Origin of the sequence: Sphingobium sp. B2D3C (assembly GCF_025961835.1) — a bacterium.
In the GTDB taxonomy this organism is placed as follows: Bacteria; Pseudomonadota; Alphaproteobacteria; order Sphingomonadales; family Sphingomonadaceae; genus Sphingobium.
In genome coordinates, this window is sequence record NZ_JAOQOK010000001.1 from 1,513,416 (window position 1) to 1,535,556 (window position 22,141).

Consider the following 22,141-nt stretch of genomic DNA (forward strand, 5'->3'; position numbering starts at 1 on the left):
GGAGCTTCATGCGTTACTTTCTCGATACCGAATATAATGGTTTTGGCGGCGCCCTGATCAGCCTGGCCCTGGTGCCCGAATATGGCGATCAGGAGCTGTATCTCTCGCTTCTGCCGCTTCCAGAACCGCTCCACCCCTGGGTCGAGCACAATGTGATCCCCTATCTGCGCCATGTGCCGACCGGGCTGGATTATGCCGTGGAGCGGGCCAATGCGTCCGAGCTGGTCGCCACCTATCTCGCCGGCGACAATGAGCCGATGATCGTCGCAGACTGGCCCGAGGACATCGCCCATTTCGCGACGCTGCTGATGACCGGCCCCGGCGAGATGATCGACGTGCGCGGCCTCCGCTTCGAGCTGGTCAATGCCGCCGGGTTCAGCAGCGCGCGCAACAGCCAGGTGCCGCATAATGCCCTTCACGACGCCCGCGCCTTGCGTGGCTTCGTGCTCTCGACCGATATCTGAACCGGGCGGCGCAGCAGGTATCGCTTGCCGCCGCCCGATAGATTGCTAACCATTAAAAGAATAGTTGCCTTACGAACGATTCGAGGCACAGCCGGAGAGGACAGCCAGCATGGCCAGCGCGCCCCGCTCGATCGATATCGCCACGTTCATCAATGAGCGGAAGCTCGGCCCGTTCAATTTCCGGCTGATCGTTCTCTCTTGGTTGATCACGGTGTTCGACGGGTTCGACATGATGCTGATCAGCTTCACCGCGCCCTGGATGCGCGATGAGTTGAGCCTTTCCACCCACCAGCTGGGCAATGTGTTTTCTGCCGGTCTGTTCGGCATGATGGTCGGCGGTTTTGCCTTCGCATACATTGGCGATCGGATCGGCCGGCGACAGACGATCATCGGCGCCGCCTTCGCATTCGGCATTTTGACCACCGCCACCGCGCTGGCGCAGAGCTATGAAGCCCTTCTCATCCTGCGCTTCCTCGATGGCTTTGCCATTGGTGGCATGCTGCCGCTCGCCTGGGCGCTCAACATCGAATATGTGCCCACCAAATACCGCTCGACCGTGGTGACGGTGATCATGGTCGGCTACAGCCTCGGCTCCTCGCTGGCCGGGCCGGTGACCGTGTGGCTTGCCCCCACCTATGGCTGGGAGGGCGTGTTCGTTTTCGGCGGCCTCGGCACGATCGTCTGCGCCTTTGCCCTGTTGTTCTGGTTGCCGGAATCGGTACGCTTCCTCGCCAGCAAGAACCTCAAGCCGGACCTGATCGCCAAGACGTTGAACAAGGTCGATCCCACGCTCGGCGCGACCGCGCAGGACCGCTTCGAGCTCAGCGACGAGAAGCAGGATACCAGCAATTTCACCGCCGCCAAGCTGTTCAAGGGCGACCTCAAATGGCTGACGCCGCTGCTCTGGCTGGCCTATATCGCCAGTACGCTGGCCGTCTATTTCAAGGCCAATTGGGGCCCTATCGTCTATGAGGATCTCAAATTCTCGCGCGAGACGGCGGCCTATGTCTCGTCCATCGGCGGCATCGCCGGCGCGGTGCTAGGCCTGCTGCTGATGCGCTTTACCGATGGCAAGGGGCCCCTTGCGGTCGCGGTCTATCCGGCCGTCGCCTTCCCGCTGCTGCTGCTTGTCGGCCTGGTGCCGATGGAGCCGACGCTCTTCCTGATCGTCTCGGTCGCCGCGACCAGCTTCGTGGGCGGCGCGCATTTCGGCATTCTGTCGATTGCCGGCGTCTTCTATCCCTCCGCAATCCGGGCGAACGGCGCCGGCTGGGCAACATCCGTAGCCAAGATCGGCGGCATTGCAGGGCCGATCATCGGCGCGTTCGTGCTGGCGAGCGGCCTGCCGATCGTTCGCAGCTTTGCCATTCTGGCGCTGTGCCCTGCCGTTCTGGCACTGTGCGCGCTCGGCATCGGCATGATCGTGAAGCGCCGCAAAGCACCGGCGGACGTGCTGAACACGGCACAGCCCGCGCCGGCCGAATGAGCGGGGGCGCGACGACCTAAAAGTCAGGCTTGATCGGCAAGGGGAAATGCTCGCTGGTTTTCTGGGTGAAGCCGCGCCAATAGCGCGCCTCTCTCCCAAGCCGGTGCGACGAAACCCATGACCACAGAGCGCCTCTTCAAACCGATCCTTGCCGGCGCCCGGCTGATGCCGCGCCTGCTGGCGGTGATCGGCGCGACGGCGGGGATCGGGCTGACGATCGTGCTCTGCCTGCAATTCCCGATCGCTTACGCCGATCTGCCGATCATTGTCGCGCCCATTGGCGCTTCGGCAGTTCTGGTCTTTGCCGTGCCGACCAGTCCGCTCGCCCAGCCCTGGTCCGTGGTGGGCGGGAACATCCTCTCGGCACTGGTGGGCGTGGCGGCGGCCCGCTGGATTCCGCCCATGGCGCTGGCCGCCGGCGTGGCTGTCGGCGGCGCGATCCTCGTGATGTCGCTCTGCCGCTGCCTGCACCCGCCCGGCGGGGCGGCGGCGCTGACCGCCGTGATCGGCAGCCAAGGCATTCACGATGCCGGCTATGCCTTCGCCTTTGCGCCCGTTGGGCTCAATTCCATCGCGCTGGTGTCACTTGCCATGTTCTTCCATCGCATGACCGGTCACAGCTATCCGCATCAGCCGGCTGCGCCCGCAATCCAGAGCGCGCAGATGCGAGAGGCATCAGGGCTGCACAGCGAGGATATCGACAAGGCGCTGGAGGATATGGACGAGAGTTTCGACATCAGCCGGGACGATCTCGCCCTGCTGCTCTCCCAGGCGGAGCTTCATGCGCTGGCGCGGCGCACCACCGGGCAAAAGTGAATCGAGAAGACCGCTCTTTCCTTTTGCACCGGTCACCGCTATAGGCGCCGGCTTCCGGACGGTCTTGCAGGCCTGATGGAAGCCCATTGCGGGAGGACGACCCCTCAGGGTCAGCCGTTTGACCGCTAAGCTTGAACCGGGCGGCGCCATTGGCCCCGCCTTCTACAGAGTGAGTGTAATGGCCAAGAAAATCACGGGCTATATCAAGCTCCAGGTGCCCGCTGGAGCCGCTAACCCCTCGCCGCCGATCGGCCCTGCCCTGGGTCAGCGCGGCGTGAACATCATGGAATTCTGCAAGGCGTTCAACGCGGCGACCGAGAAGGAGCAGAAGGGTACGCCCCTGCCCACGATCATCACCGTCTACGCTGACCGCAGCTTCTCCTTCGTCACCAAGAAGCCGCCGGCAACCTATCTCATCAAGCAGGCCGTGAACCTCAAGTCCGGCTCCAAGGAGCCAGGCAAGGTCTCCGCCGGCAAGATCACGCGTGCCCAGCTCGCCGAGATCGCCGAAGCGAAGATGGTCGACCTCAATGCCAACGACATCGAGGCCGCGACGAAGATCATCGAAGGCAGCGCCCGCGCGATGGGCCTGACCGTGGTGGAGGGCTAAGAACATGGCAAAGCTGACCAAGAAGGCCAAGGCAATGGCCGCCGCAGTCGATGCGAACAAGCTGCACGGCGTCGATGAAGCCATCGCGCTCATCAAGAAGAACGCCACCGCCAAGTTCGACGAGACCGTCGAAGTCGCGATGAACCTGGGCGTCGACCCGCGTCACGCCGACCAGATGGTCCGTGGCGTCGTCACCCTGCCCGCCGGCACCGGCAAGGATGTGCGCGTTGCCGTCTTCGCCCGCGCCGACAAGGCTGATGCCGCCAAGGCAGCCGGCGCCGAGATCGTGGGTGCCGAGGATCTGCTCGAGCACATCCAGAACGGCAATTTCGACTTCGACCGCGTGATCGCGACGCCCGACATGATGGGTCTGGTCGGTCGCCTCGGTAAGGTGCTGGGTCCCAAGGGCCTGATGCCGAACCCGAAGCTCGGCACCGTCACGCCGAACGTCGCTGAAGCCGTGAAGGCGGCTAAGGGCGGCCAGATCGAGTTCCGCGTCGAGAAGGCCGGTATCATCCACGCCGGTCTCGGCAAGGCCAGCTTCACCGAAGCCGACCTGCGCAAGAACTTCGACGCCTTCGTCGATGCCATTGTGAAGGCCAAGCCCTCGGGCTCGAAGGGCAAGTATGTCCGCAAGATCGCTCTGTCGTCCTCGATGGGCCCGGGCGTAAAGGTGGACGTGGCTCAGGTCGCCTCGGCCTGATCTCACCCAATTCTAAAAACGCCCCGCCCGGTATCCACCGCGGCGGGGCTTTTTTATTGCCCGATGTTATGATCTGAATTGGCGGTGTGATTAGGCGTTTGTTCGTAAAGCGCCTGTTAACCCTGCGATGGCATTGCTTGGCGAGGCACGCGACGATAGAACTCAGATGAAAAACAGGGAAATTGGGGTGAAGAAGCGACATCCAACTGCTGGACAGGATGCCTATGACCGGGTGTCGAAACAGCTCAATCTGGCGGTTCGCCTTCTCGGCTTCTGGATCGCTCTTGTCAGCCTGTTCTTCCTCTTTCAGGCGCTCGATTATCGCGGGTTGATCGCGCGACTGGCCGAATGGCAGTTTCTTCATTTCGATCGTTACTGGCCCACCCTGACCTTCGTCGCGGTGACCGCATTGTTCTCCGCGCCGCTGATCGCTGCGGTGTGGCTGCTGCGCACGCGGCAGCGCCGCACCGAATCCTTCGGCCCTGCCCGGCAGGACGATCTGCGCATCGTGAAGGGCCGCCTCGCCCGCCTCCAGGGCTTTTTCGCCGGCGTTTGCGTCGGCAGCCTGCTTGCGGCGGTCATTGTGCTGATCCTGCGGCTGCAGTTGCCGTCCGATGAAGGCACCCCGCGCAGCATCGTCGTCGGGTCGCCCGATGCGATCGCGCCGGTGGAAGGCCGCGCCGTCATCACCGGCAGCATCGATCTGCGCGAGACGGCGCAGTTCAATGAGGATCTGCTGCTGGTCAAGCGCTCGCTCTATTTCGCGCCGGTTCGCTCCGGGCCGGACGACCGCTCGCCGCTGCGCTACTTCGTCGAGGTGCGGCGCAACGATGTGCCGGAAGGCTATCATCCCATCACCTTCCCCAAGGATGAGGATTTGGTGCGCGTCTGGCGGTTCCGCCTCTCGCACCTCGTCTTCACGCCCTATCTCGACGGCGTTCTGCGGCGCGAGGCCCTGCCAGGCGAGATCGTCAACCTGTATCGCCATGCAGGCTATGACGTCGAGGATGATAACTTCGTACTGTTCAGTGGGCTCGACAAGCTGACCTGGCGCTACAACGTCCTTGCCGCCGAATTCGGAATTTCAGCCCTGATCTCCGGCCTTGCCGCCTTCATCTTCGGCCGCCGCCGCCGCCAGGTGAAGCAGCGGATGGAGGACGAAATCGAGGCCTCCCGCACGGCACAGGCGCCCGCCTGACCGCCCTTTCTTAATGCCGCGCTAACTCAATCTCGAAACCGCTTCTTGGGTGAGTCGGGGTGATGATGCGGCATGATCGGCATCCATCTCGAATTCGGTAGCATCATGGCGGCAATGGCATCCATTGCCGTCGCCCTGAGCAACCCGTTCACGGATCACCAGAACATCCAGAAGGAAGCCGCCGCAAACATCGCCGTGCCGGAGGCCGCAGTCCTGGACGCCTCGGCCATCCACCTGCCTGCCAATACCGTGCAGCGCCATGCCGACGGCCTCTTCTATGTCGAGGCGAAGGCCAACGGCCACTCGATCCGCTTCGTGGTGGATACCGGCGCGACGGTCGTCGTGCTCAATCGCGCCGACGCGGCCAAGCTCGGCCTGACTTATGAGAGCCTGCCCGGTCGCGCGCAGATGCGCACCGTCAACGGATCGTCCGCGATGCGCTGGGCGAAGATCGAGCGGATGGAAATGGCCGGCAAGCGCATCGAGCAGATCAGCGCCGCCGTGGTCGATGGCGCCCTGCCGGTTTCGCTGATGGGCCAGAATGCGCTCCAGCAACTCGGCACCGTCACCCTGAGCGGCGACACCTTGACGATCCACTGAACCGGGCTTCCCAGCCAGACCGATCCCGCCGCGCAATCGGCAAAGAAAAGGCCAGTCCCCCCGGACTGGCCTTTTCAGCGGGAAACGCGTGTAAAGCCGGCCATCAGCTGGCGGCGAAGGTAACCTTCACCGGATTGCGGCGGCGCATCATCGTGCCGGCCAGACCGAAGCCCGCGATCATCAGCGCCCAGGTCGACGGCTCGGGAACCGAACCGAACACCGGCGGCACAAAATCGGGCAAGGGAATGGGAATGCCAGGGATGAACCCGCCGCCACCGCCCGTACCACCTGTCGGCGGCGTGAAGGAGGCCATGGAGGGCTCCAGCGTCGGCTGCGTCACGATCAGCGGGCTGTTGAGGTTCGATACGAAATCGGCAGCTTCCGGCTCGGCGAAGAAGGCGGTCGGCGCAACCGGCGACTTGTTCGGCGTCGCGGTCGGCTTCTGCGCGAATGGGCTGCTGCCTTGGTTGCGCGAACGGCCAGGACCGCAATCGGCGCGATTGACCAACTGGGTCAGGTCACCCTTGGAATTGACGAACTCAGGCGCGCAGCCATCGCGAAGATAGCCCATGATCGCGGAGCGCAGCGACGTCTCTTCCGGCGCGGGCACGGCGACGAACGCCGAGGCGAACTCGGGGATGGTGAACATCCGGCGCTCATTGTGCGGCGCGGCTGCGATCAAGGCGCTGGCCACCACGGCCAGACCGATCAAAGCCCGGTGCCGTTCAATTTCACGGCGCGCCCAACGGAGCGAGTCTGTCGATAAGCTTTCCATGAACCCGTGCTAAACCTGCGGCGGAAAGAATTAAAGCGCTTTAACCTTCTTTTCCCACGCCTTAACCACCTTTGCGCAGATGGCCTAAGGACGTTGCCAAAGGGTCACAAATTGAGTGCCCACCGCCCTCCCCGGCCCCTCGCCGTGGCCGGAATTGGAAACGGCTTGCTTTTCACGGCCGTCCCGCCTATCGGGCCTTCGCTCACCGGGCCCGTCCCGGTGCACCGTCCGAGACAGCTGGTGATGGGATCTGCCCATCTTAATGCCCAGCCGAGACGGGGAAAAGTTCTTGCCGGACGGCGCTCCGCTTCGATGCGCAGCTCAATCCGGGTCTGTCCGCACTCTCGTGCCGGACCAGTCAACCCTTCCCCTCGGACTGCTTCGCCGCTTGCGGCCCCTCTCGGGTCGTGCGCGGCACATGTGTGAACGCGGCCGGGCCTTCCGGGCCTTGCCGCAGAGGAGAATGGCATGGATCGCAATGAAAAGACCGAGGTCGTTTCCGCGCTTCACGAATCTCTGAAGGAAATGGGCGTGGTCGTCGTGACCCGCAATCTGGGCCTCAGCGTGGCCCAGTCGACCCAGCTCCGTCAGAAGATGCGGGATGCCGGTGCGACCTACAAGGTAACGAAGAACCGCCTTGCCAAGATCGCCATCAAGGACACCGATTATGCCAGCATCGAAGAGATGCTGGTTGGACCGGTGGGCCTGGCGACGTCTTCCGATCCGGTTGCGGCTGCAAAGGTCGCGATCGATTTCGCCAAGACGAACGACAAGCTGGAGATCGTCGGCGGCGCCATGGGCACTACGCTCCTGGACGCCAATGGCATCAAGGCGCTGGCTTCGATGCCGTCGCTCGACCAGATGCGCGCAACGCTGATCGGCCTCATTCAGGCCCCGGCGACCAAGCTCGCAGTCGTCACCAAGGAACCGGCCGCGCAGCTCGCGCGCGTCTTCAACGCTTATGCCACCAAGGACGCTGCCTGATCTTCAGGCTGCCTCCCCGGCAGACAGTTGCAATCAATTGACTTGGGCCAGACCCGGCCCCGCTAGAAAATGGAGTGAATTACATGGCTGATATCAACTCGCTCGTCGACCAGCTCTCCGCGCTGACCGTTCTCGAAGCTGCTGAGCTGTCGAAGGCTCTCGAAGAGAAGTGGGGCGTTTCCGCTGCTGCCGCAGTCGCAGTTGCTGCGCCCGCCGGTGGCGCCGGTGGCGATGCCCCCGCTGCTGAAGAGAAGACCGAGTTCGACGTGATCCTCGTCAACGACGGTGGCAAGAAGATCAACGTCATCAAGGAAGTCCGCGCCATCACCGGTCTCGGCCTGACGGAAGCCAAGGCGCTCGTCGAAGGCGCGCCGAAGGCTGTGAAGGAAGGCGTGAACAAGGCGGAGTCCGAAGAGCTGAAGAAGAAGCTCGAGGAAGCCGGCGCGACCGTCGAGATCAAGTAAGCTTGATGGGAGGGGAGCGGCCCAGCCGTTCCCGCCCGACAAAAGAAGCGCGTCCGGAGCGATCCGGGCGCGCTTCTTTTTTTCGTTTGAGGGATCGTCGCGTGGATCAGGTGTGATCGATGGGCGCTCGGAGGCCGATCAACGGCGTGTGGCAGCCTCGGCCTTCATCGCCTCGATGGCTTCGCGCAGCGTCGGGTAGCGCGCCCGGTCGCCTTCCTCTCGGGCAGCGGAGCGCTCGGCCCGTCCATAGTCGGTCAGGGCCAATGGCCCCTGCCGCCCGCGCATCCCGAGCCGCCAGAAGAGCAGACTGGCGAGCAGCACCAGGCCGGCGATGAAGCCGATCTGCTGCCACGGCGCGGAAAGATATTGCGCCAGACCGAGGCCCTCGGCCTTGCCCTGCGTGCGCTGCAAGGTGGGTCCGGCCGGCCCGGCGCCCATCGGCACTGCTGACAGCGCGATCGGCACGGGTGGCCCATCCGCGCTATTCATGGAAGGCGCCGTGGCAGCGCCCTCATCGGCCAGCGCGACATCCTGCGCCAGAGCCACCGGCTTTGAACCAGAGTCCAGCAACTCCGGGCGCGCCTTGCGGACATCCTCATAGGAGCGCGCCAAGGGATCGCGGCTCTCCGGGCGATAGGCCGGCAATTCGCTCACCGGCCGCGCGAGGCGGTCGCGCGACTCCGGCCGCGCGGAGGGTTGGGCCAGACGGTCCCGGCTCTCGGGCCGCGCCTCATTGGCGATCAGCATCGGCGCCCGCACCTGATTATCCTGCCCGAAGGCAGGCGGGAGCAGCAGGCTGGTGAGCTTCTGGAGATCGAGAAGGCTGGAGCTTGCCCGGGCAAACGCAGTTTCCGCTTGCCCTGCCGCCGGACTCACGGCGAGAAGGCAGGCGATCGACGCCATCCCTGGAAAGACAACAGGCAATCTCATTATGACCCCACCGACCCATTTCGGGACAGACCGCGATCAGCATATCGTCGCGCCAATGTAAAGCGTGAGGGACACAAGGCGCCCTGTGCCGCCCGATCCTTGCGCCGACACGTGCGGCCTGCGCCAGCCGATTATCGAAGGGACACATCATCATGGCCGAGACATCTTCTCTGACCACGACGAACAATGACGATCTCAAAGCGCTGGTGCGGACCATCCCGGATTATCCGATTCCCGGCATCCAGTTTCGCGACGTTTCGACCCTGTTGCTGGATGGCGAGGGCTTTCGGGCGACGATCGACCGGATCGCGGCAATGGTCGATCCGGCCCAGGTCGACCTCATCGCCGGCATCGAGGCGCGCGGGTTCATCGTCGCGGCCGGGCTTTCCTACAAGCTCGGCAAGGGCAAGCTGATGCTGCGCAAGTCCGGCAAGCTGCCCGGCGCGACGGTCGGCATCGATTATGCGCTCGAATATGGCACCGACCGGATCGAGATGCATCAGGGCGCCGTGCGGCCAGGGCAACGGGTGCTGCTGGTGGACGACCTGCTGGCGACCGGCGGGACCGCGCTCGCCGGCGCTGCCCTGCTGCGGGGCGAAGGTGCCATTGTCGATCAGGCGGCGTTCGTCATCGACCTGCCCGAGCTGGGCGGCGCGGAACGCCTCAGGGACGTGGGCATCACGCCCCTCTCCCTCATCACCTTTGAAGGGCATTGAGACGCATGCGCATCCTGATGCTCGCCGCCCTGCCCGAAGAGGCCGATGCCTTCCTGCCGGATGCGGGGGACAGGCTGGACGGCGACTGGCCGCTGGTGCGCCGCGTCGACACCGGGCGCCATCTGGTGCACATCGCGACGACCGGGATCGGCAAGGTCAACATCGCCGCGGCCGCCGCGCGGCTGCATGCGATTCACGCAGCGGATATGCTGATGATCTTCGGGACGGCCGGCAAGCTGAGCGCCCTCGCCGGCGATTGCTTCTGGCTCGCCCGCGCCGTCCAGCATGATTATGGCGCGCGTCGCCCGGATGCCTTCGTGCACTATCCCGCTGGCGCCTGGCCGATGGGGCCGGCAAATGTCACGCCTTATGCGGCCATGCCCGATCCCGGCAGCGCCCTGCCCCATGCTTGCATCGCCAGCGGTGACGCGTTCATCGAGGATGGCGCCTATGCGGCCCACCTCGTTGCTGCGCTGGATGCCGACATCGTCGACATGGAAACCGGCGCGCTCGCCCAATATGCCGCCCAGTGCGGCCTCCCCTGGGGCGGCATCAAGGCGGCGACGGACGATGCCAATCCCGACAGTGCCGGGGATTTCCACGCCAACCTCCGCGCCGCCTCCCGCCGGGCCGCGCTTGCCATGGAACGGGTGCTCGACCTGCTTTGACCTCGCCGGACAACACGCTAGATTGCACCCACTGCATCGCCCCAACACAGAGAGACATGATGGCTCATTTTGCTGCTTCCCCCCTCCTCCTCGCCGCCACCGGCCTCTGCCTGGCCTTGCAGGGCTGCGGCGCCAAGGCCCCGGCGGGGCCGATGCCCACGCCCGAACCTTTCGCCGAGGCGATCCTGTATGATGGCCAGGGCAACCGCACCGGTGTCGCGACGCTGGTGCCGGAAGACGGCCATATGCGCGGCAGCGTCGAGGTGACGCGCGGGCTGACGCCGGGCGCGCACGGGATGCACATTCACGCCATCGGCAAATGCACCCTGCCCGATTTCGTATCGGCCGGCGGCCACCTCAACCCCGAAAGCAAGCAGCACGGCACCGAGAACCCGCAAGGCCCCCATGCCGGGGACCTGCCCATGGTGACCGCTGACGCGCGCGGCGCTGCCAAGGTAACGTTCATGGCGCACACCAACATGGCGACCCTGCTGGACGACGATGGCGCGGCGCTGGTGATCCACGCAGACGCCGACGACATGCGCACCGACCCCACGGGCAATAGTGGCGGCCGGGTGATGTGCGGCGTGTTCTACCGCAAGGAATCCTGATCGCAGATCCGGGTCCGTCTCCGATCAGCGCCGCAAAGGCATTGCAGCGGGCCGCAAGCCCCTTGCAATGCCGCGCGATGGCCTTATATCGCTGGTCATTCAGATTGGTCGGGCATCTGCCCGCCAGTCGCCTTCCGCTACCCGGGCAAGCATGACGCGTTGCGCACGACATGCATCACATATGGGGTGACGGCGAGGTTCATATGACGCTCAAGTGCGGATCGGACAGCCCCGGCCCGCACTTTTTTGCGTGCTCGCAGCCCTCGAATCGAGGTGCGCAGCCGCAGCAAGAGGCTGAATTTTCGCTGCAATGCGAAAAATATTATCGGGACCACAACACGCAGGAAGGTCAGGTATCTCTGGCATGGCAACCAAGGCTCTCCCCATCAAGCCCGGCGAAAGCGCCACCAAGCGCATCCGCAAGGTATTCGGCAACATCCACGAGGTCGTGGAAATGCCGAACCTCATCGAGGTTCAGCGCGAAAGCTATGAGCAGTTCCTGCGGTCCAATCCCGCAATCGGCTATGTGTCCGGCCTTGAGAAGACGCTGCGCAGCGTCTTCCCGATCCGTGACTTTGCCGGCACGGCCGAGCTGGACTTCGTCCACTATGAGCTGGAAGATCCCAAGTACGACACCGAGGAATGCCGTCAGCGCGGCATCACCTATGCCGCGCCGATGCGCGTCACGCTCCGCCTGATCGTCTTCGAAGTCGATCAGGACACCGAGACCCGCTCGGTTCTCGATATCAAGGAGCAGGATGTCTACATGGGCGACATGCCGCTCATGACCGGCAACGGCACCTTCATCGTCAATGGTACAGAGCGCGTCATCGTGTCCCAGATGCACCGCTCGCCGGGCGTCCTGTTCGACCATGACCGTGGCAAGACCCACTCCTCCGGCAAGTATCTCTTCGCCGCTCGCGTGATCCCGTATCGCGGTTCCTGGCTGGACTTCGAGTTCGACGCCAAGGACATCGTGAACGTGCGTATCGACCGCAAGCGCAAGCTGCCGGTCACTGCCCTGCTCTTCGCGCTTGGCCTGAACAGCGAGGAAATCCTCGGCGAGTTCTACAACAAGGTCACCTATGTACGCGGCGAGAATGGCTGGCAGATCCCCTATACGGCGGACGCCTGGCGCGGCCTCAAGCCCACCTTCGACATCATCGACGCCAAGACCGGCGAAGTGGTGTTCGCAGCCGGGCAGAAGATCAGCCCGCGTGCGGCGCTCAAGGCCGCGAAGGACGGCCTGGAAGCGCTCGTGATTCCGACCGAGGAAGTCTATGGCCGCTACAGCGCCTATGACCTGATCAACGAGAGCACCGGCGAGATCTACATCGAAGCCGGCGACGAGGTCTCGCCCGAGAACCTCGCCAAGCTGGATGCGGCCGGTATCGACCGCCTCGAACTGCTCGACATCGACCATGTGAACACAGGTCCGTGGATCCGCAACACGCTCAAGGTCGACAAGGCCGAAGACCGCGACCACGCGCTTTCCGACATCTACCGCGTCATGCGCCCCGGCGAGCCGCCGACGCGCGAGACCGCCGAAGCCCTGTTCGAAGGCCTGTTCTTCGACGGCGAGCGCTATGACCTCTCGGCCGTGGGCCGCGTGAAGCTGAACATGCGCCTTGGCCTCGACGCCGAGGACACCATCACGACGCTGCGCCGCGAGGACATCCTCGCCGTGGTCAAGGAGCTGGTGAACCTCAAGGACGGCAAGGGCGAGATCGACGACATCGACAATCTCGGCAACCGCCGCGTGCGTTCGGTAGGTGAGCTGCTGGAGAACCAGTATCGCGTCGGCCTGCTCCGCATGGAGCGCGCCGTGAAGGAGCGCATGTCCAGCGTCGACGTCTCGACGGTGATGCCGAACGACCTCATCAACGCCAAGCCCGCTGTGGCGGCGGTGCGCGAGTTCTTCGGCTCCTCGCAGCTCTCGCAGTTCATGGACCAGACCAACCCGCTCTCCGAAATCACGCACAAGCGTCGCGTTTCGGCCTTGGGCCCGGGTGGTCTCACCCGTGAGCGCGCCGGCTTCGAGGTCCGCGACGTTCACCCGACCCATTATGGCCGCATCTGCCCGATTGAGACGCCGGAAGGCCCGAACATCGGCCTGATCAACTCGCTGGCGAGCTTCTCGCGCGTCAACAAGTACGGCTTCATCGAGACGCCCTATCGCAAGGTCATCGACAATAAGGTGACGGACGAGGTCGTGTATCTCTCCGCCATGGAAGAGGCCAAGCACACGATCGCGCAGGCCAACGCCGAAGTGAACCCGGACGGCACCTTCGCCGAGGATCTCATCTCCGCCCGTGAGGCCGGCGAGTTCCTGATGGCGCCGCGCGACCACATCACGCTGATGGACGTCAGCCCCAAGCAGCTTGTTTCGGTTGCCGCATCGCTCATTCCCTTCCTGGAAAACGATGACGCCAACCGCGCGCTCATGGGATCGAACATGCAGCGTCAGGCCGTGCCGCTCGTGCAGGCCGAGGCGCCGTTCGTCGGCACCGGTATGGAAGAGACGGTTGCGCGTGACTCCGGCGCCGCCATCGCGGCCAAGCGCTCGGGCATCGTCGATCAGGTGGACGCCACCCGCATCGTGATCCGCGCCACCGAAGAGATCGAGGCCGGCAAGTCGGGCGTCGACATCTACACGCTGATGAAGTTCCAGCGCTCCAACCAGGATACCTGCATCAACCAGCGTCCGCTGGTGAAGGTGGGCGAGCATGTGAAGGCCGGCGACGTGATCGCCGACGGTCCCTCGACCGAGCTGGGCGAACTGGCCCTGGGCCGCAACAGCCTCGTCGCGTTCATGCCCTGGAATGGCTACAACTACGAGGACTCCATCCTGATCTCCGAGCGGATCGTGAAGGACGACGTCTTCACCTCGATCCACATCGAGGAGTTCGAGGTGATGGCCCGCGACACCAAGCTCGGGCCGGAAGACATCACCCGCGACATCCCCAACGTCGGCGAGGAAGCCCTGCGCAACCTCGACGAGGCGGGCATTGTCTACATCGGCGCCGAGGTGGAGCCTGGCGATATTCTCGTCGGCAAGATCACGCCCAAGGGTGAAAGCCCGATGACGCCGGAAGAGAAGCTCCTCCGCGCCATCTTCGGTGAGAAGGCCAGCGACGTGCGCGACACCTCGCTCCGTCTGCCCCCGGGCGTTGCCGGCACGATCGTCGAAGTGCGCGTGTTCAACCGGCACGGCATCGACAAGGACGAGCGTGCGATGGCCATCGAGCGCGAGGAAATCGACCGTCTCGCCAAGGACCGCGAGGACGAGCGCGCGATCCTCAATCGCGCAACCTTCAACCGCCTGCGCGAGATGTTGATCGGCCAGACGGCCACGGCAGCGCCCAAGGGCGTCAAGAAGGGCGTCGACATCACCGAGGAGCTGCTTTCCGAGGTTGAGCGTCACGAGTGGTGGAAGTTCGCGGTTGCGGACGATGCCCGCCAGTCTCAGCTCGAAGCGGTCAAGACGCAGTATGACGAGGCCGTGAAGGTTATCGTCGAGAAGTTCGAGGACCGCGTCGAGAAGCTGCAGCGCGGCGACGAGCTGCCCCCGGGCGTGCTCAAGATGGTCAAGGTCTTCGTTGCGGTGAAGCGCAAGCTGCAGCCGGGCGACAAGATGGCCGGCCGTCACGGCAACAAGGGCGTCATCTCGCGCATCCTGCCGGTCGAGGACATGCCGTTCCTGGAGGATGGCACCCCGGTCGACATCGTGCTCAACCCGCTGGGCGTGCCGTCGCGCATGAACGTCGGGCAAATCTTCGAGACGCACCTTGGTTGGGCCGCCCGCGGTCTCGGCCAGCAGATCAAGCATGCCCTGCGCGACTGGCGCGAGGCCAACCCGAACGCGGCCGGCGGTGAAATGCCGGAAGCGGTGAAGGAGCGTCTGCTGACCGTCTATGGCGAGGATTATGCGGACGAGATCAAGTCCCGCTCGGCTGAGCAGGTCATCGAGCTTGCCTCCAACCTGGTGACCGGCGTTCCGATCGCGACACCGGTGTTCGACGGTGCGCGTGAAGCCGACGTTTCGGCCATGCTGCAGCTGGCAGGGCTCGATACGTCGGGCCAGTCCACGCTCTATGACGGCCGGACCGGTGACGCGTTCGACCGCAAGGTGACGGTGGGCATCATCTACATGCTCAAGCTGCACCACCTTGTGGACGACAAGATCCACGCCCGTTCCATCGGCCCCTACAGCCTCGTCACCCAGCAGCCGCTGGGCGGTAAGGCCCAGTTCGGTGGTCAGCGCTTCGGTGAGATGGAGGTCTGGGCACTGCAGGCTTATGGTGCAGCCTACACGCTGCAGGAAATGCTCACGGTCAAGTCCGACGACGTGGTCGGCCGTACCAAGGTCTATGAGGCGATCGTCAAGGGTGACGACACCTTCGAGGCCGGCATTCCGGAAAGCTTCAACGTGCTCGTGAAGGAAATGCGCTCGCTCGGCCTCAATGTTGAGCTGGCGGCGCTGGAAGACCTCTCCGACAGCGATGGCGACGACGAACTGCCCGAGGCGGCGGAATAATGGGAAAAGGGGCGCTGCTCGCGCGGCGCCCCTCCCCTTCGCCCCTTTACGAACTTCAGCCCTCTGCAGGGAATTGAGACATGAACGAACTGACCACCTTCGCCAATCCGATGGCCAAGCCGGAAACCTTCGACCAGATCCAGATCGGCATTGCGTCGCCCGAGCGCATCCGCAGCTGGTCCTTCGGCGAGATCAAGAAGCCGGAGACGATCAACTATCGCACGTTCAAGCCCGAGCGTGACGGCCTGTTCTGCGCGCGCATCTTCGGCCCGATCAAGGACTATGAGTGCCTGTGCGGCAAGTACAAGCGCATGAAGTACAAGGGCATCGTCTGCGAAAAGTGCGGCGTGGAAGTGACCGTTTCCAAGGTCCGCCGCGAGCGCATGGGTCATATCGAGCTGGCCGCGCCGGTTGCCCACATCTGGTTCCTCAAGTCGCTGCCTTCGCGCATCGGCCTGCTGCTCGACATGCAGCTCAAGCAGCTTGAGCGCGTTCTCTACTTCGAGAGCTACATCGTCATCGAGCCGGGCCTCACCCCGCTGGAGAAGTATCAGCTGCTCAACGAGGACGAGCTGGTCGAAGCGCAGGACGAATATGGCGAGGATGCCTTCTCCGCCGGTATCGGCGCCGAGGCGGTCAAGCAGATGCTCATGGACCTCGATCTCGAGGGCGAGCAGAAGGCACTGATGGAAGAGCTGGCGACGACCAAGTCGGAGCTCAAGCCCAAGAAGATCATCAAGCGCCTCAAGGTTGTGGAAAGCTTCATCGATTCCGGCAACCGCCCGGAATGGATGATCCTCGACGTGGTGCCGGTCATTCCGCCGGAACTGCGCCCGCTGGTGCCGCTGGACGGCGGCCGCTTCGCGACGTCGGATCTCAACGATCTCTATCGTCGCGTCATCAACCGCAACAACCGCTTGAAGCGCCTGATGGAGCTGCGCGCGCCGGACATCATCGTCCGCAACGAAAAGCGCATGCTGCAGGAAGCCGTTGACGCCCTGTTCGACAACGGCCGTCGTGGCCGCGTCATCACCGGTGCCAACAAGCGTCCGCTCAAGTCGCTCTCCGACATGCTCAAGGGCAAGCAGGGCCGCTTCCGTCAGAACCTGCTCGGCAAGCGCGTCGACTATTCCGGCCGTTCGGTCATCGTGACCGGTCCGGAGCTCAAGCTGCACCAGTGCGGCCTGCCCAAGAAGATGGCGCTCGAGCTGTTCAAGCCGTTCATCTACGCCCGTCTCGATGCCAAGGGTCTATCGATGACCCTCAAGCAGGCGAAGAAGTGGGTGGAGAAGGAGCGCAAGGAAGTCTGGGACATCCTCGATGAGGTGATCCGCGAGCACCCCGTGCTGTTGAACCGCGCCCCGACGCTCCACCGCCTCGGCATCCAGGCGTTCGAGCCCGTGCTGATCGAGGGCAAGGCCATCCAGCTCCACCCGCTAGTCTGCGCCGCGTTCAACGCCGACTTCGACGGTGACCAGATGGCCGTTCACGTTCCGCTGAGCCTTGAGGCCCAGCTGGAAGCGCGCGTGCTGATGATGTCCACCAACAACATCCTCTCGCCCGCCAACGGCAAGCCGATCATCGTGCCCTCGCAGGACATGGTGCTGGGTATCTATTATCTGTCGATGGAGCTGGCCGGCGAGCCGGGCGAAGGCATGATCCTCGCCGACATGCAGGAGGTCCACCAGGCCCTCTTCGCCAAGGCGGTGACGCTGCACAGCAAGATCATCAGCCGCGTGCCGCAGACGGACGAGAATGGCGAGACCTACATGCGCCGCGTGGAAACCACGCCGGGCCGTATGCTGATCGGCGAGTGCCTCCCCAAGAGCCACAAGGTGCCGTTCGACGCCGTCAACCGCCTGCTCACCAAGAAGGACGTGGGCGACGTTATCGACGAGGTCTATCGTCACACTGGCCAGAAGGACACGGTGCTGTTTGCCGACGCCATCATGGCGCTGGGCTTCCGCCACGCGTTCCAGGCCGGCATCTCGTTCGGCAAGGACGACATGATCATTCCGGACAGCAAGGTGGCTCTGGTCGATGAGACCAAGGCGCTGGTGGCCGACTACGAGCAGCAGTATCAGGACGGCCTGATCACCCAGCAGGAAAAGTACAACAAGGTGATCGACGCCTGGTCGGGCTGCGGTGACCGTGTGGCCAACGCCATGATGGACGAGATTCGCTCGATGCCGCAGGACCCGGATACGGGCCGCCTGAAGCCGATCAACTCGATCTACATGATGAGCCACTCGGGTGCCCGTGGTTCCCCGGCGCAGATGAAGCAGCTGGCCGGTATGCGCGGCCTGATGGCCAAGCCGTCGGGCGAGATCATCGAGACGCCGATCATCTCGAACTTCAAGGAAGGCCTGACCGTTCTTGAATATTTCAACTCGACGCACGGCGCCCGTAAGGGTCTGGCCGACACGGCGCTCAAGACGGCAAACTCGGGTTACCTGACCCGCCGCCTGGTCGACGTGAGCCAGGACTGCACCATCGTCGAGGTGGATTGCGGCACGCAGAAGGCGCTGGAGATGAAGGCCATCATCCAGGGCGGCAGCGTGATCGCATCGCTTGGCGAGCGCGTGCTCGGTCGCACCACGGCCGAAGACATTGTGGACAGCAAGGATGGCTCGGTCATCGTCCCCGAGGGCGAGCTGCTGGACGAGGCGATGGTCGCCAAGATCGAGGCCATCGGCGTTCAGGCGGTCAAGATCCGTTCGCCGCTGATCTGCGAATCCAAGATGGGCGTGTGCGCCAAGTGCTACGGGCGTGACCTCGCCCGCGGTACGCCGGTGAACATCGGTGAGGCTGTCGGCGTGATCGCCGCCCAGTCGATCGGTGAGCCGGGCACGCAGCTGACGATGCGGACCTTCCACATCGGCGGTGCCGCCCAGCTCAACGAGCAGTCCAACCTCGAGGCCGTTTCCGACGGTTCCATCGAACTGCGCGACATGCCGACCATCACGGACAAGCACGGCCGTAACCTGTCGCTGGCCCGCAATGGCGAACTGGCGATCATCGACGATGAAGGCCGCGAGCGTGCGGTCCATCGCCTGCCTTATGGTGCCGCCATCCTGTTCAAGCATGGCGCCAAGGTGAAGCAGGGCGACCGCATCGCCGAGTGGGATCCGTTCACGCAGCCGGTGATCACCGAGAAGCCGGGTATCGTGAAGTATCAGGACCTGATCGACGGCAAGACGCTGACCGAACAGGCGGACGAGGCCACCGGCATCACGCAGCGCGTGGTGACCGAATATCGTGCCCCGTCCCGTTCCAAGGACGATCTGCGTCCGCGCCTGACGCTGCTGGACGATGCCTCTGGCGAGGCAGCGCGTTACCTTCTGGCACCGGGCGCGACGCTCTCGGTCGAGGATGGTGCGCAGGTGCAGGCCGGTGACGTGCTGGCCCGTGTCTCCCGCGAGGCTGCCAAGACCCGCGACATCACGGGCGGTCTGCCGCGCGTGGCGGAGCTGTTCGAGGCGCGCAAGCCCAAGGACAATGCGATCATCGCACGGGTCTCGGGCCGCGTTCAGTTCCTCAAGGACTACAAGGCCAAGCGCAAGATCGCGATCCTCCCCGAGGATGGCGGCGAGCCGGTCGAGTATCTGATCCCCAAGAGCAAGGTGATCGACGTTCAGGAAGGCGACTACGTGAAGCGTGGCGACAACCTGATCGGCGGTTCGCCCGATCCCCACGACATTCTCGAAGTGCTCGGCATCGAGCCGCTTTCGGAATATATGGTCGCGGAGATCCAGGAGGTCTATCGACTGCAGGGCGTGAAGATCAACGACAAGCACATCGAGGTGATCGTTCGCCAGATGCTGCAGAAGGTCGAGATCACCGACGGCGGCGACACCACGCTGCTGGCAGGCGAGCAGGTCGATCGCGAGGAAATGGACGAAGTGAACGCCCGCCTCGCGCCCGGCCAGCAACCGGCGTTCGGTAAGCCCGTGCTCCTCGGCATCACCAAGGCGTCGCTGCAGACCCGCAGCTTCATCTCGGCTGCTTCCTTCCAGGAAACGACCCGCGTCCTCACCGAGGCGGCCGTTCAGGGCAAGAAGGACACGCTGATCGGCCTCAAGGAGAATGTGATCGTCGGGCGCCTGATCCCGGCCGGCACCGGCTCCTCGATGAACCGGATGCGGATCGCCGCGAACAGCCGCGACGCGGCACTGCGTGCTGCCATGCGGGTCGCCAACGAGGTTCACCTCGTGGCACCGCAGACCGCCGCAGAAGAGCATGAGGCCGAACTGCGCCAGCCCGTGGAAGCCGCCATCGGCGACGATCCGCTCGGCAAGGTGCAGGGTGAGGACTTCACCACCGAGGACATGAACTAAGCATCAGGTCCTTTCGGGACAGAATAGAGAGGCCCGCCGGAGCGATCCGGCGGGCCTTTTGCTTGGATGTCCGACGCGATATCCTGTGGCATCGACTCCCCTGGCCGCAGGACACATGATGCTGAAACTGAGGCTCTGCCGCCTTGCCCTAACCTTGGGCGCCCTGGCCCTCTCTGCCAGTGGCGCGCTGGGACAGACCAATCCCTATCAGGAGGATGCCCGTGCACTTCCGGGCATCATCGCGGAAGCCTATGCCTATCCCGAGCGCCTTGCAGGCGGCGAATATCGCCTGCCCTCCCGGCTCCAGGCGGAAGCCGAGGCGGTGCGCGATGAGGATGGCCTCATCCGCCTTGCAGAACGCGCCCTCATGATTCTCGCCGACCATCATGCAATCACGGGGGCCTCCTTCTCCAACAGCTGGGCGGTTTTCCCAAGCTATGGCGACCTGTGGATCGAGCGGCGCGGCGCTGGCTATCGTATCGAGCAGGTCCGGGCCGGCAGCCCGGCGGAACAGGCCGGTGTGCAAGCCGGCGACGAGCTGATCGCCATTGCCGGAACGCCTGTACAGGCAGCGGTCGACGCGTTCTGGACCGACCTCGGCGTCGCGTCGGGCGAAGGCGATGCCGGCTATGCCGCGCGCGTGCTCGCCGCGGGCCGTCGCGACCGTCCGCGACAGCTGACCGTGAAGGCCCGCGGCAGGTCACCGCGCACGGTCGAACTGCCCAATCTGTACGCCCTCAATCATCCGGATATGCCGCCGCTCTCGGTTGCCGAGGACGCCAGCGGCGCGGCGATCATCCGTTTCCACGATTCCCTCGGTCGCGATGACACGATCCCCGCCTTCGATACGGCCATGGCAGCGCTGACGCCGGGCAAGCCGATCATCCTCGACCTGACAGACACGGCCAGCGGCGGCAATACCACGGTGGCGCGGGCGGTCATGGGCTGGTTCGTCACCCAGCCCACCGCCTATCAAATTCACAACCTGCCCGTCGAAGAGCGCGAGACCGGCATTGCGCGGCAGTGGATCGAGCAGGTGCTACCACTGGCTGGGAAGCATCATGCCGGCCCGGTCCTCGTGCGGGTCTCGCGCTGGACGGGGAGCATGGGCGAAGGCCTGGCGATAGGCCTGCATGCCATAGGCGCGCGCGTGCAAGGCAGCAGGATGGCGGGGCTCCTAGGCGCGATCTACGATCATGCGTTGCCCAAATCCGGCGTGATCATCAAATTGCCGACCGAGCGCCTTTACGCTGTCGATGGGACGCCTAGGGAAGCTTTCCAGCCCGAGCCGGTCCCGATGGATACAGCGCGCTGAGGGTCAGCATTATGCGGGCGCGGCCAGGCCTCCGTCGGCGCTCCTGACAAAGAAAAAGGCCCCGAAAATCGGAGCCTTCCTCTCAAACGTTGGGTGGAACCGCTCAGTTCTTCTTGAGCGTGAGGCCACCGAAGCGCTTGTTGAACTGGGCAACACGGCCGCCCTGATCGAGCTGGCGCTGACCGCCGGTCCATGCCGGGTGCGACGTCGGATCGATTTCCAGCGTCATCGTGTCGCCTTCCTTGCCCCAGGTCGAGCGGGTCTGGAAGCTGGTCCCGTCCGTCATCTGCACGGTGATGAGATGATATTCGGGATGCGTGTCTTTTTTCATGTGTCGGCTCCTGAAATGACCGGTTTCCGACCGGTCCGGGGCGTTAGGGAAGCGCGGCCCTTAGCGGGAAAGGGCCGGCTTGGCAAGGCGCTGCGGGCTTTGCGTCCCGCTCAGTCCTTCGGCGGATCGGCGATCATCGCGACGCAGTTTGTTTCTGCGCACAATTTGCCGTCGATGCTGGCCTTGCCGGAGAATTTGCAGACCGAACCGCGCAGCTGCGTGAACTCGACATGGAGGTCCAGCAGATGCCCCGGCTCGACAGGCGCACGGAACTTCGCGCCCTCAATGGTCATGAAATAAACAAGCTTGCCCGTGCCGGCGAGCCCGAGGGACTCGACGGCGAGGATACCGGCAGCCTGGGCAATCGCCTCGACGATGAGCACGCCCGGCATGATCGGACGCCCGGGGAAATGCCCCTGGAAGAACTGCTCGTTCATCGACACCGCCTTGACCGCGTGGATCGAGGTCTTGGGAACCATCGAAACCACACGGTCGACCAGCAGCAACGGGTAACGATGCGGCAAGGCTGCCAGCACGCCACGGATATCGAGTCCGCCGCTCTGTTCAGCCCCTGCGCTTTCCGCTTCGCTCATCGG

The 22,141-nt window shown here is 64.2% G+C and carries 19 protein-coding genes; 15 read left to right on the forward strand and 4 right to left on the reverse strand.

What is annotated here, in order from left to right:
• Positions 1 to 8: 8 nt before the first annotated feature.
• From M2339_RS07020 to M2339_RS07050, 7 genes are all read left to right on the forward strand, one after another.
• Positions 9 to 464, forward strand: coding sequence for a hypothetical protein (locus M2339_RS07020; RefSeq protein WP_181559481.1), 456 nt, complete (start codon positions 9 to 11; stop codon positions 462 to 464).
• A 109-nt stretch (positions 465 to 573) separates the two neighbouring features.
• The gene (locus M2339_RS07025) at positions 574 to 1,950 is read left to right on the forward strand and encodes an MFS transporter (RefSeq protein WP_264572661.1); all 1,377 of its coding nucleotides are present in this window, start codon (positions 574 to 576) and stop codon (positions 1,948 to 1,950) included.
• Positions 1,951 to 2,067: 117 nt separating this feature from the next.
• Positions 2,068 to 2,766 carry an HPP family protein gene (locus tag M2339_RS07030; RefSeq protein WP_264587080.1) on the forward strand — a complete coding sequence of 233 codons (699 nt, stop codon included), beginning with the start codon at positions 2,068 to 2,070 and terminating at the stop codon, positions 2,764 to 2,766.
• A 178-nt stretch (positions 2,767 to 2,944) separates the two neighbouring features.
• Positions 2,945 to 3,376, forward strand: coding sequence for a 50S ribosomal protein L11 (gene rplK / locus M2339_RS07035; protein WP_181559478.1), 432 nt, complete (start codon positions 2,945 to 2,947; stop codon positions 3,374 to 3,376).
• Positions 3,377 to 3,380: 4 nt separating this feature from the next.
• Positions 3,381 to 4,079 carry a 50S ribosomal protein L1 gene (gene rplA / locus M2339_RS07040; RefSeq protein WP_181559477.1) on the forward strand — a complete coding sequence of 233 codons (699 nt, stop codon included), beginning with the start codon at positions 3,381 to 3,383 and terminating at the stop codon, positions 4,077 to 4,079.
• A gap of 166 nt (positions 4,080 to 4,245) precedes the next feature.
• On the forward strand, positions 4,246 to 5,277 hold the full coding sequence (locus M2339_RS07045) for a hypothetical protein (protein ID WP_264606275.1): 1,032 nt from the start codon (positions 4,246 to 4,248) through the stop codon (positions 5,275 to 5,277).
• 72 nt (positions 5,278 to 5,349) lie between these two features.
• Positions 5,350 to 5,877, forward strand: coding sequence for a TIGR02281 family clan AA aspartic protease (locus M2339_RS07050; protein WP_264570134.1), 528 nt, complete (start codon positions 5,350 to 5,352; stop codon positions 5,875 to 5,877).
• A 103-nt stretch (positions 5,878 to 5,980) separates the two neighbouring features.
• Here the strand turns inward: M2339_RS07050 and M2339_RS07055 are convergent, their stop codons facing one another.
• Positions 5,981 to 6,571: a PEPxxWA-CTERM sorting domain-containing protein gene (locus M2339_RS07055; RefSeq protein ID WP_264605298.1), complete on the reverse strand. Its 591-nt coding sequence runs from the start codon at positions 6,569 to 6,571 to the stop codon at positions 5,981 to 5,983.
• 549 nt (positions 6,572 to 7,120) lie between these two features.
• On the opposite strand from M2339_RS07055, the gene rplJ reads away from it, so the two are divergent.
• A complete protein-coding gene (gene rplJ, locus M2339_RS07060; RefSeq protein ID WP_181559473.1) occupies positions 7,121 to 7,636 on the forward strand; it encodes a 50S ribosomal protein L10 in 516 nt (171 codons plus the stop codon).
• Between the two features lie 83 nt (positions 7,637 to 7,719).
• Positions 7,720 to 8,100, forward strand: a complete 381-nt coding sequence (rplL, locus tag M2339_RS07065) for a 50S ribosomal protein L7/L12 (protein WP_181559472.1) — start codon at positions 7,720 to 7,722, stop codon at positions 8,098 to 8,100.
• Positions 8,101 to 8,238: 138 nt separating this feature from the next.
• Here rplL and M2339_RS07070 read toward each other — a convergent pair whose 3' ends face one another.
• Positions 8,239 to 9,003, reverse strand: a complete 765-nt coding sequence (locus M2339_RS07070) for a hypothetical protein (RefSeq protein ID WP_264587079.1) — start codon at positions 9,001 to 9,003, stop codon at positions 8,239 to 8,241.
• Positions 9,004 to 9,182: 179 nt separating this feature from the next.
• Here M2339_RS07070 and M2339_RS07075 point away from each other — a divergent pair, with 179 nt between their 5' ends.
• The 6 genes from M2339_RS07075 to M2339_RS07100 all read left to right on the forward strand — a co-directional run bounded on the left by M2339_RS07075 (position 9,183) and on the right by M2339_RS07100 (position 21,214).
• Complete coding sequence (locus tag M2339_RS07075) at positions 9,183 to 9,746, forward strand: adenine phosphoribosyltransferase (protein ID WP_264587078.1); 564 nt, start codon at positions 9,183 to 9,185, stop codon at positions 9,744 to 9,746.
• A gap of 5 nt (positions 9,747 to 9,751) precedes the next feature.
• A complete protein-coding gene (locus M2339_RS07080; RefSeq protein WP_264587077.1) occupies positions 9,752 to 10,414 on the forward strand; it encodes a purine phosphorylase in 663 nt (220 codons plus the stop codon).
• A 56-nt stretch (positions 10,415 to 10,470) separates the two neighbouring features.
• Positions 10,471 to 11,025, forward strand: a complete 555-nt coding sequence (locus M2339_RS07085) for a superoxide dismutase family protein (RefSeq protein ID WP_264606276.1) — start codon at positions 10,471 to 10,473, stop codon at positions 11,023 to 11,025.
• A 364-nt stretch (positions 11,026 to 11,389) separates the two neighbouring features.
• Positions 11,390 to 15,562, forward strand: a complete 4,173-nt coding sequence (gene rpoB / locus M2339_RS07090) for a DNA-directed RNA polymerase subunit beta (RefSeq protein ID WP_264587075.1) — start codon at positions 11,390 to 11,392, stop codon at positions 15,560 to 15,562.
• A gap of 80 nt (positions 15,563 to 15,642) precedes the next feature.
• Complete coding sequence (gene rpoC / locus M2339_RS07095; protein ID WP_264575945.1) at positions 15,643 to 19,899, forward strand: DNA-directed RNA polymerase subunit beta'; 4,257 nt, start codon at positions 15,643 to 15,645, stop codon at positions 19,897 to 19,899.
• Positions 19,900 to 20,053: 154 nt separating this feature from the next.
• Positions 20,054 to 21,214, forward strand: coding sequence for a S41 family peptidase (locus M2339_RS07100; RefSeq protein ID WP_264606277.1), 1,161 nt, complete (start codon positions 20,054 to 20,056; stop codon positions 21,212 to 21,214).
• Between the two features lie 103 nt (positions 21,215 to 21,317).
• Here the strand turns inward: M2339_RS07100 and rpmE are convergent, their stop codons facing one another.
• Both rpmE and fabZ read right to left on the reverse strand, forming a co-directional pair.
• A complete protein-coding gene (gene rpmE, locus M2339_RS07105) occupies positions 21,318 to 21,545 on the reverse strand; it encodes a 50S ribosomal protein L31 (RefSeq protein ID WP_181559464.1) in 228 nt (75 codons plus the stop codon).
• Between the two features lie 110 nt (positions 21,546 to 21,655).
• The gene (gene fabZ / locus M2339_RS07110) at positions 21,656 to 22,138 is read right to left on the reverse strand and encodes a 3-hydroxyacyl-ACP dehydratase FabZ (RefSeq protein WP_264572650.1); all 483 of its coding nucleotides are present in this window, start codon (positions 22,136 to 22,138) and stop codon (positions 21,656 to 21,658) included.
• Between the last annotated feature and the right edge of the window lie 3 nt (positions 22,139 to 22,141).

What these genes read in the sequence shown, in the direction of transcription:
- rplA (WP_181559477.1), top strand. Translation starts at nt 3,381, where the DNA reads ATGGCAAAGCTGACCAAGAAGGCCAAGGCAATGGCCGCCGCAGTCGAT.
- M2339_RS07020 (WP_181559481.1), top strand. Translation starts at nt 9, where the DNA reads ATGCGTTACTTTCTCGATACCGAATATAATGGTTTTGGCGGCGCCCTG.
- rpoC (WP_264575945.1), top strand. Translation starts at nt 15,643, where the DNA reads ATGAACGAACTGACCACCTTCGCCAATCCGATGGCCAAGCCGGAAACC.
- M2339_RS07075 (WP_264587078.1), top strand. Translation starts at nt 9,183, where the DNA reads ATGGCCGAGACATCTTCTCTGACCACGACGAACAATGACGATCTCAAA.
- rplK (WP_181559478.1), top strand. Translation starts at nt 2,945, where the DNA reads ATGGCCAAGAAAATCACGGGCTATATCAAGCTCCAGGTGCCCGCTGGA.
- rplL (WP_181559472.1), top strand. Translation starts at nt 7,720, where the DNA reads ATGGCTGATATCAACTCGCTCGTCGACCAGCTCTCCGCGCTGACCGTT.
- rpmE (WP_181559464.1), bottom strand. Translation starts at nt 21,545, where the DNA reads ATGAAAAAAGACACGCATCCCGAATATCATCTCATCACCGTGCAGATG.
- M2339_RS07070 (WP_264587079.1), bottom strand. Translation starts at nt 9,003, where the DNA reads ATGGCGTCGATCGCCTGCCTTCTCGCCGTGAGTCCGGCGGCAGGGCAA.
- M2339_RS07045 (WP_264606275.1), top strand. Translation starts at nt 4,246, where the DNA reads ATGAAAAACAGGGAAATTGGGGTGAAGAAGCGACATCCAACTGCTGGA.
- M2339_RS07030 (WP_264587080.1), top strand. Translation starts at nt 2,068, where the DNA reads ATGACCACAGAGCGCCTCTTCAAACCGATCCTTGCCGGCGCCCGGCTG.
- rplJ (WP_181559473.1), top strand. Translation starts at nt 7,121, where the DNA reads ATGGATCGCAATGAAAAGACCGAGGTCGTTTCCGCGCTTCACGAATCT.
- M2339_RS07085 (WP_264606276.1), top strand. Translation starts at nt 10,471, where the DNA reads ATGATGGCTCATTTTGCTGCTTCCCCCCTCCTCCTCGCCGCCACCGGC.
- fabZ (WP_264572650.1), bottom strand. Translation starts at nt 22,138, where the DNA reads ATGAGCGAAGCGGAAAGCGCAGGGGCTGAACAGAGCGGCGGACTCGAT.
- M2339_RS07025 (WP_264572661.1), top strand. Translation starts at nt 574, where the DNA reads ATGGCCAGCGCGCCCCGCTCGATCGATATCGCCACGTTCATCAATGAG.
- M2339_RS07080 (WP_264587077.1), top strand. Translation starts at nt 9,752, where the DNA reads ATGCGCATCCTGATGCTCGCCGCCCTGCCCGAAGAGGCCGATGCCTTC.
- M2339_RS07050 (WP_264570134.1), top strand. Translation starts at nt 5,350, where the DNA reads ATGATCGGCATCCATCTCGAATTCGGTAGCATCATGGCGGCAATGGCA.
- rpoB (WP_264587075.1), top strand. Translation starts at nt 11,390, where the DNA reads ATGGCAACCAAGGCTCTCCCCATCAAGCCCGGCGAAAGCGCCACCAAG.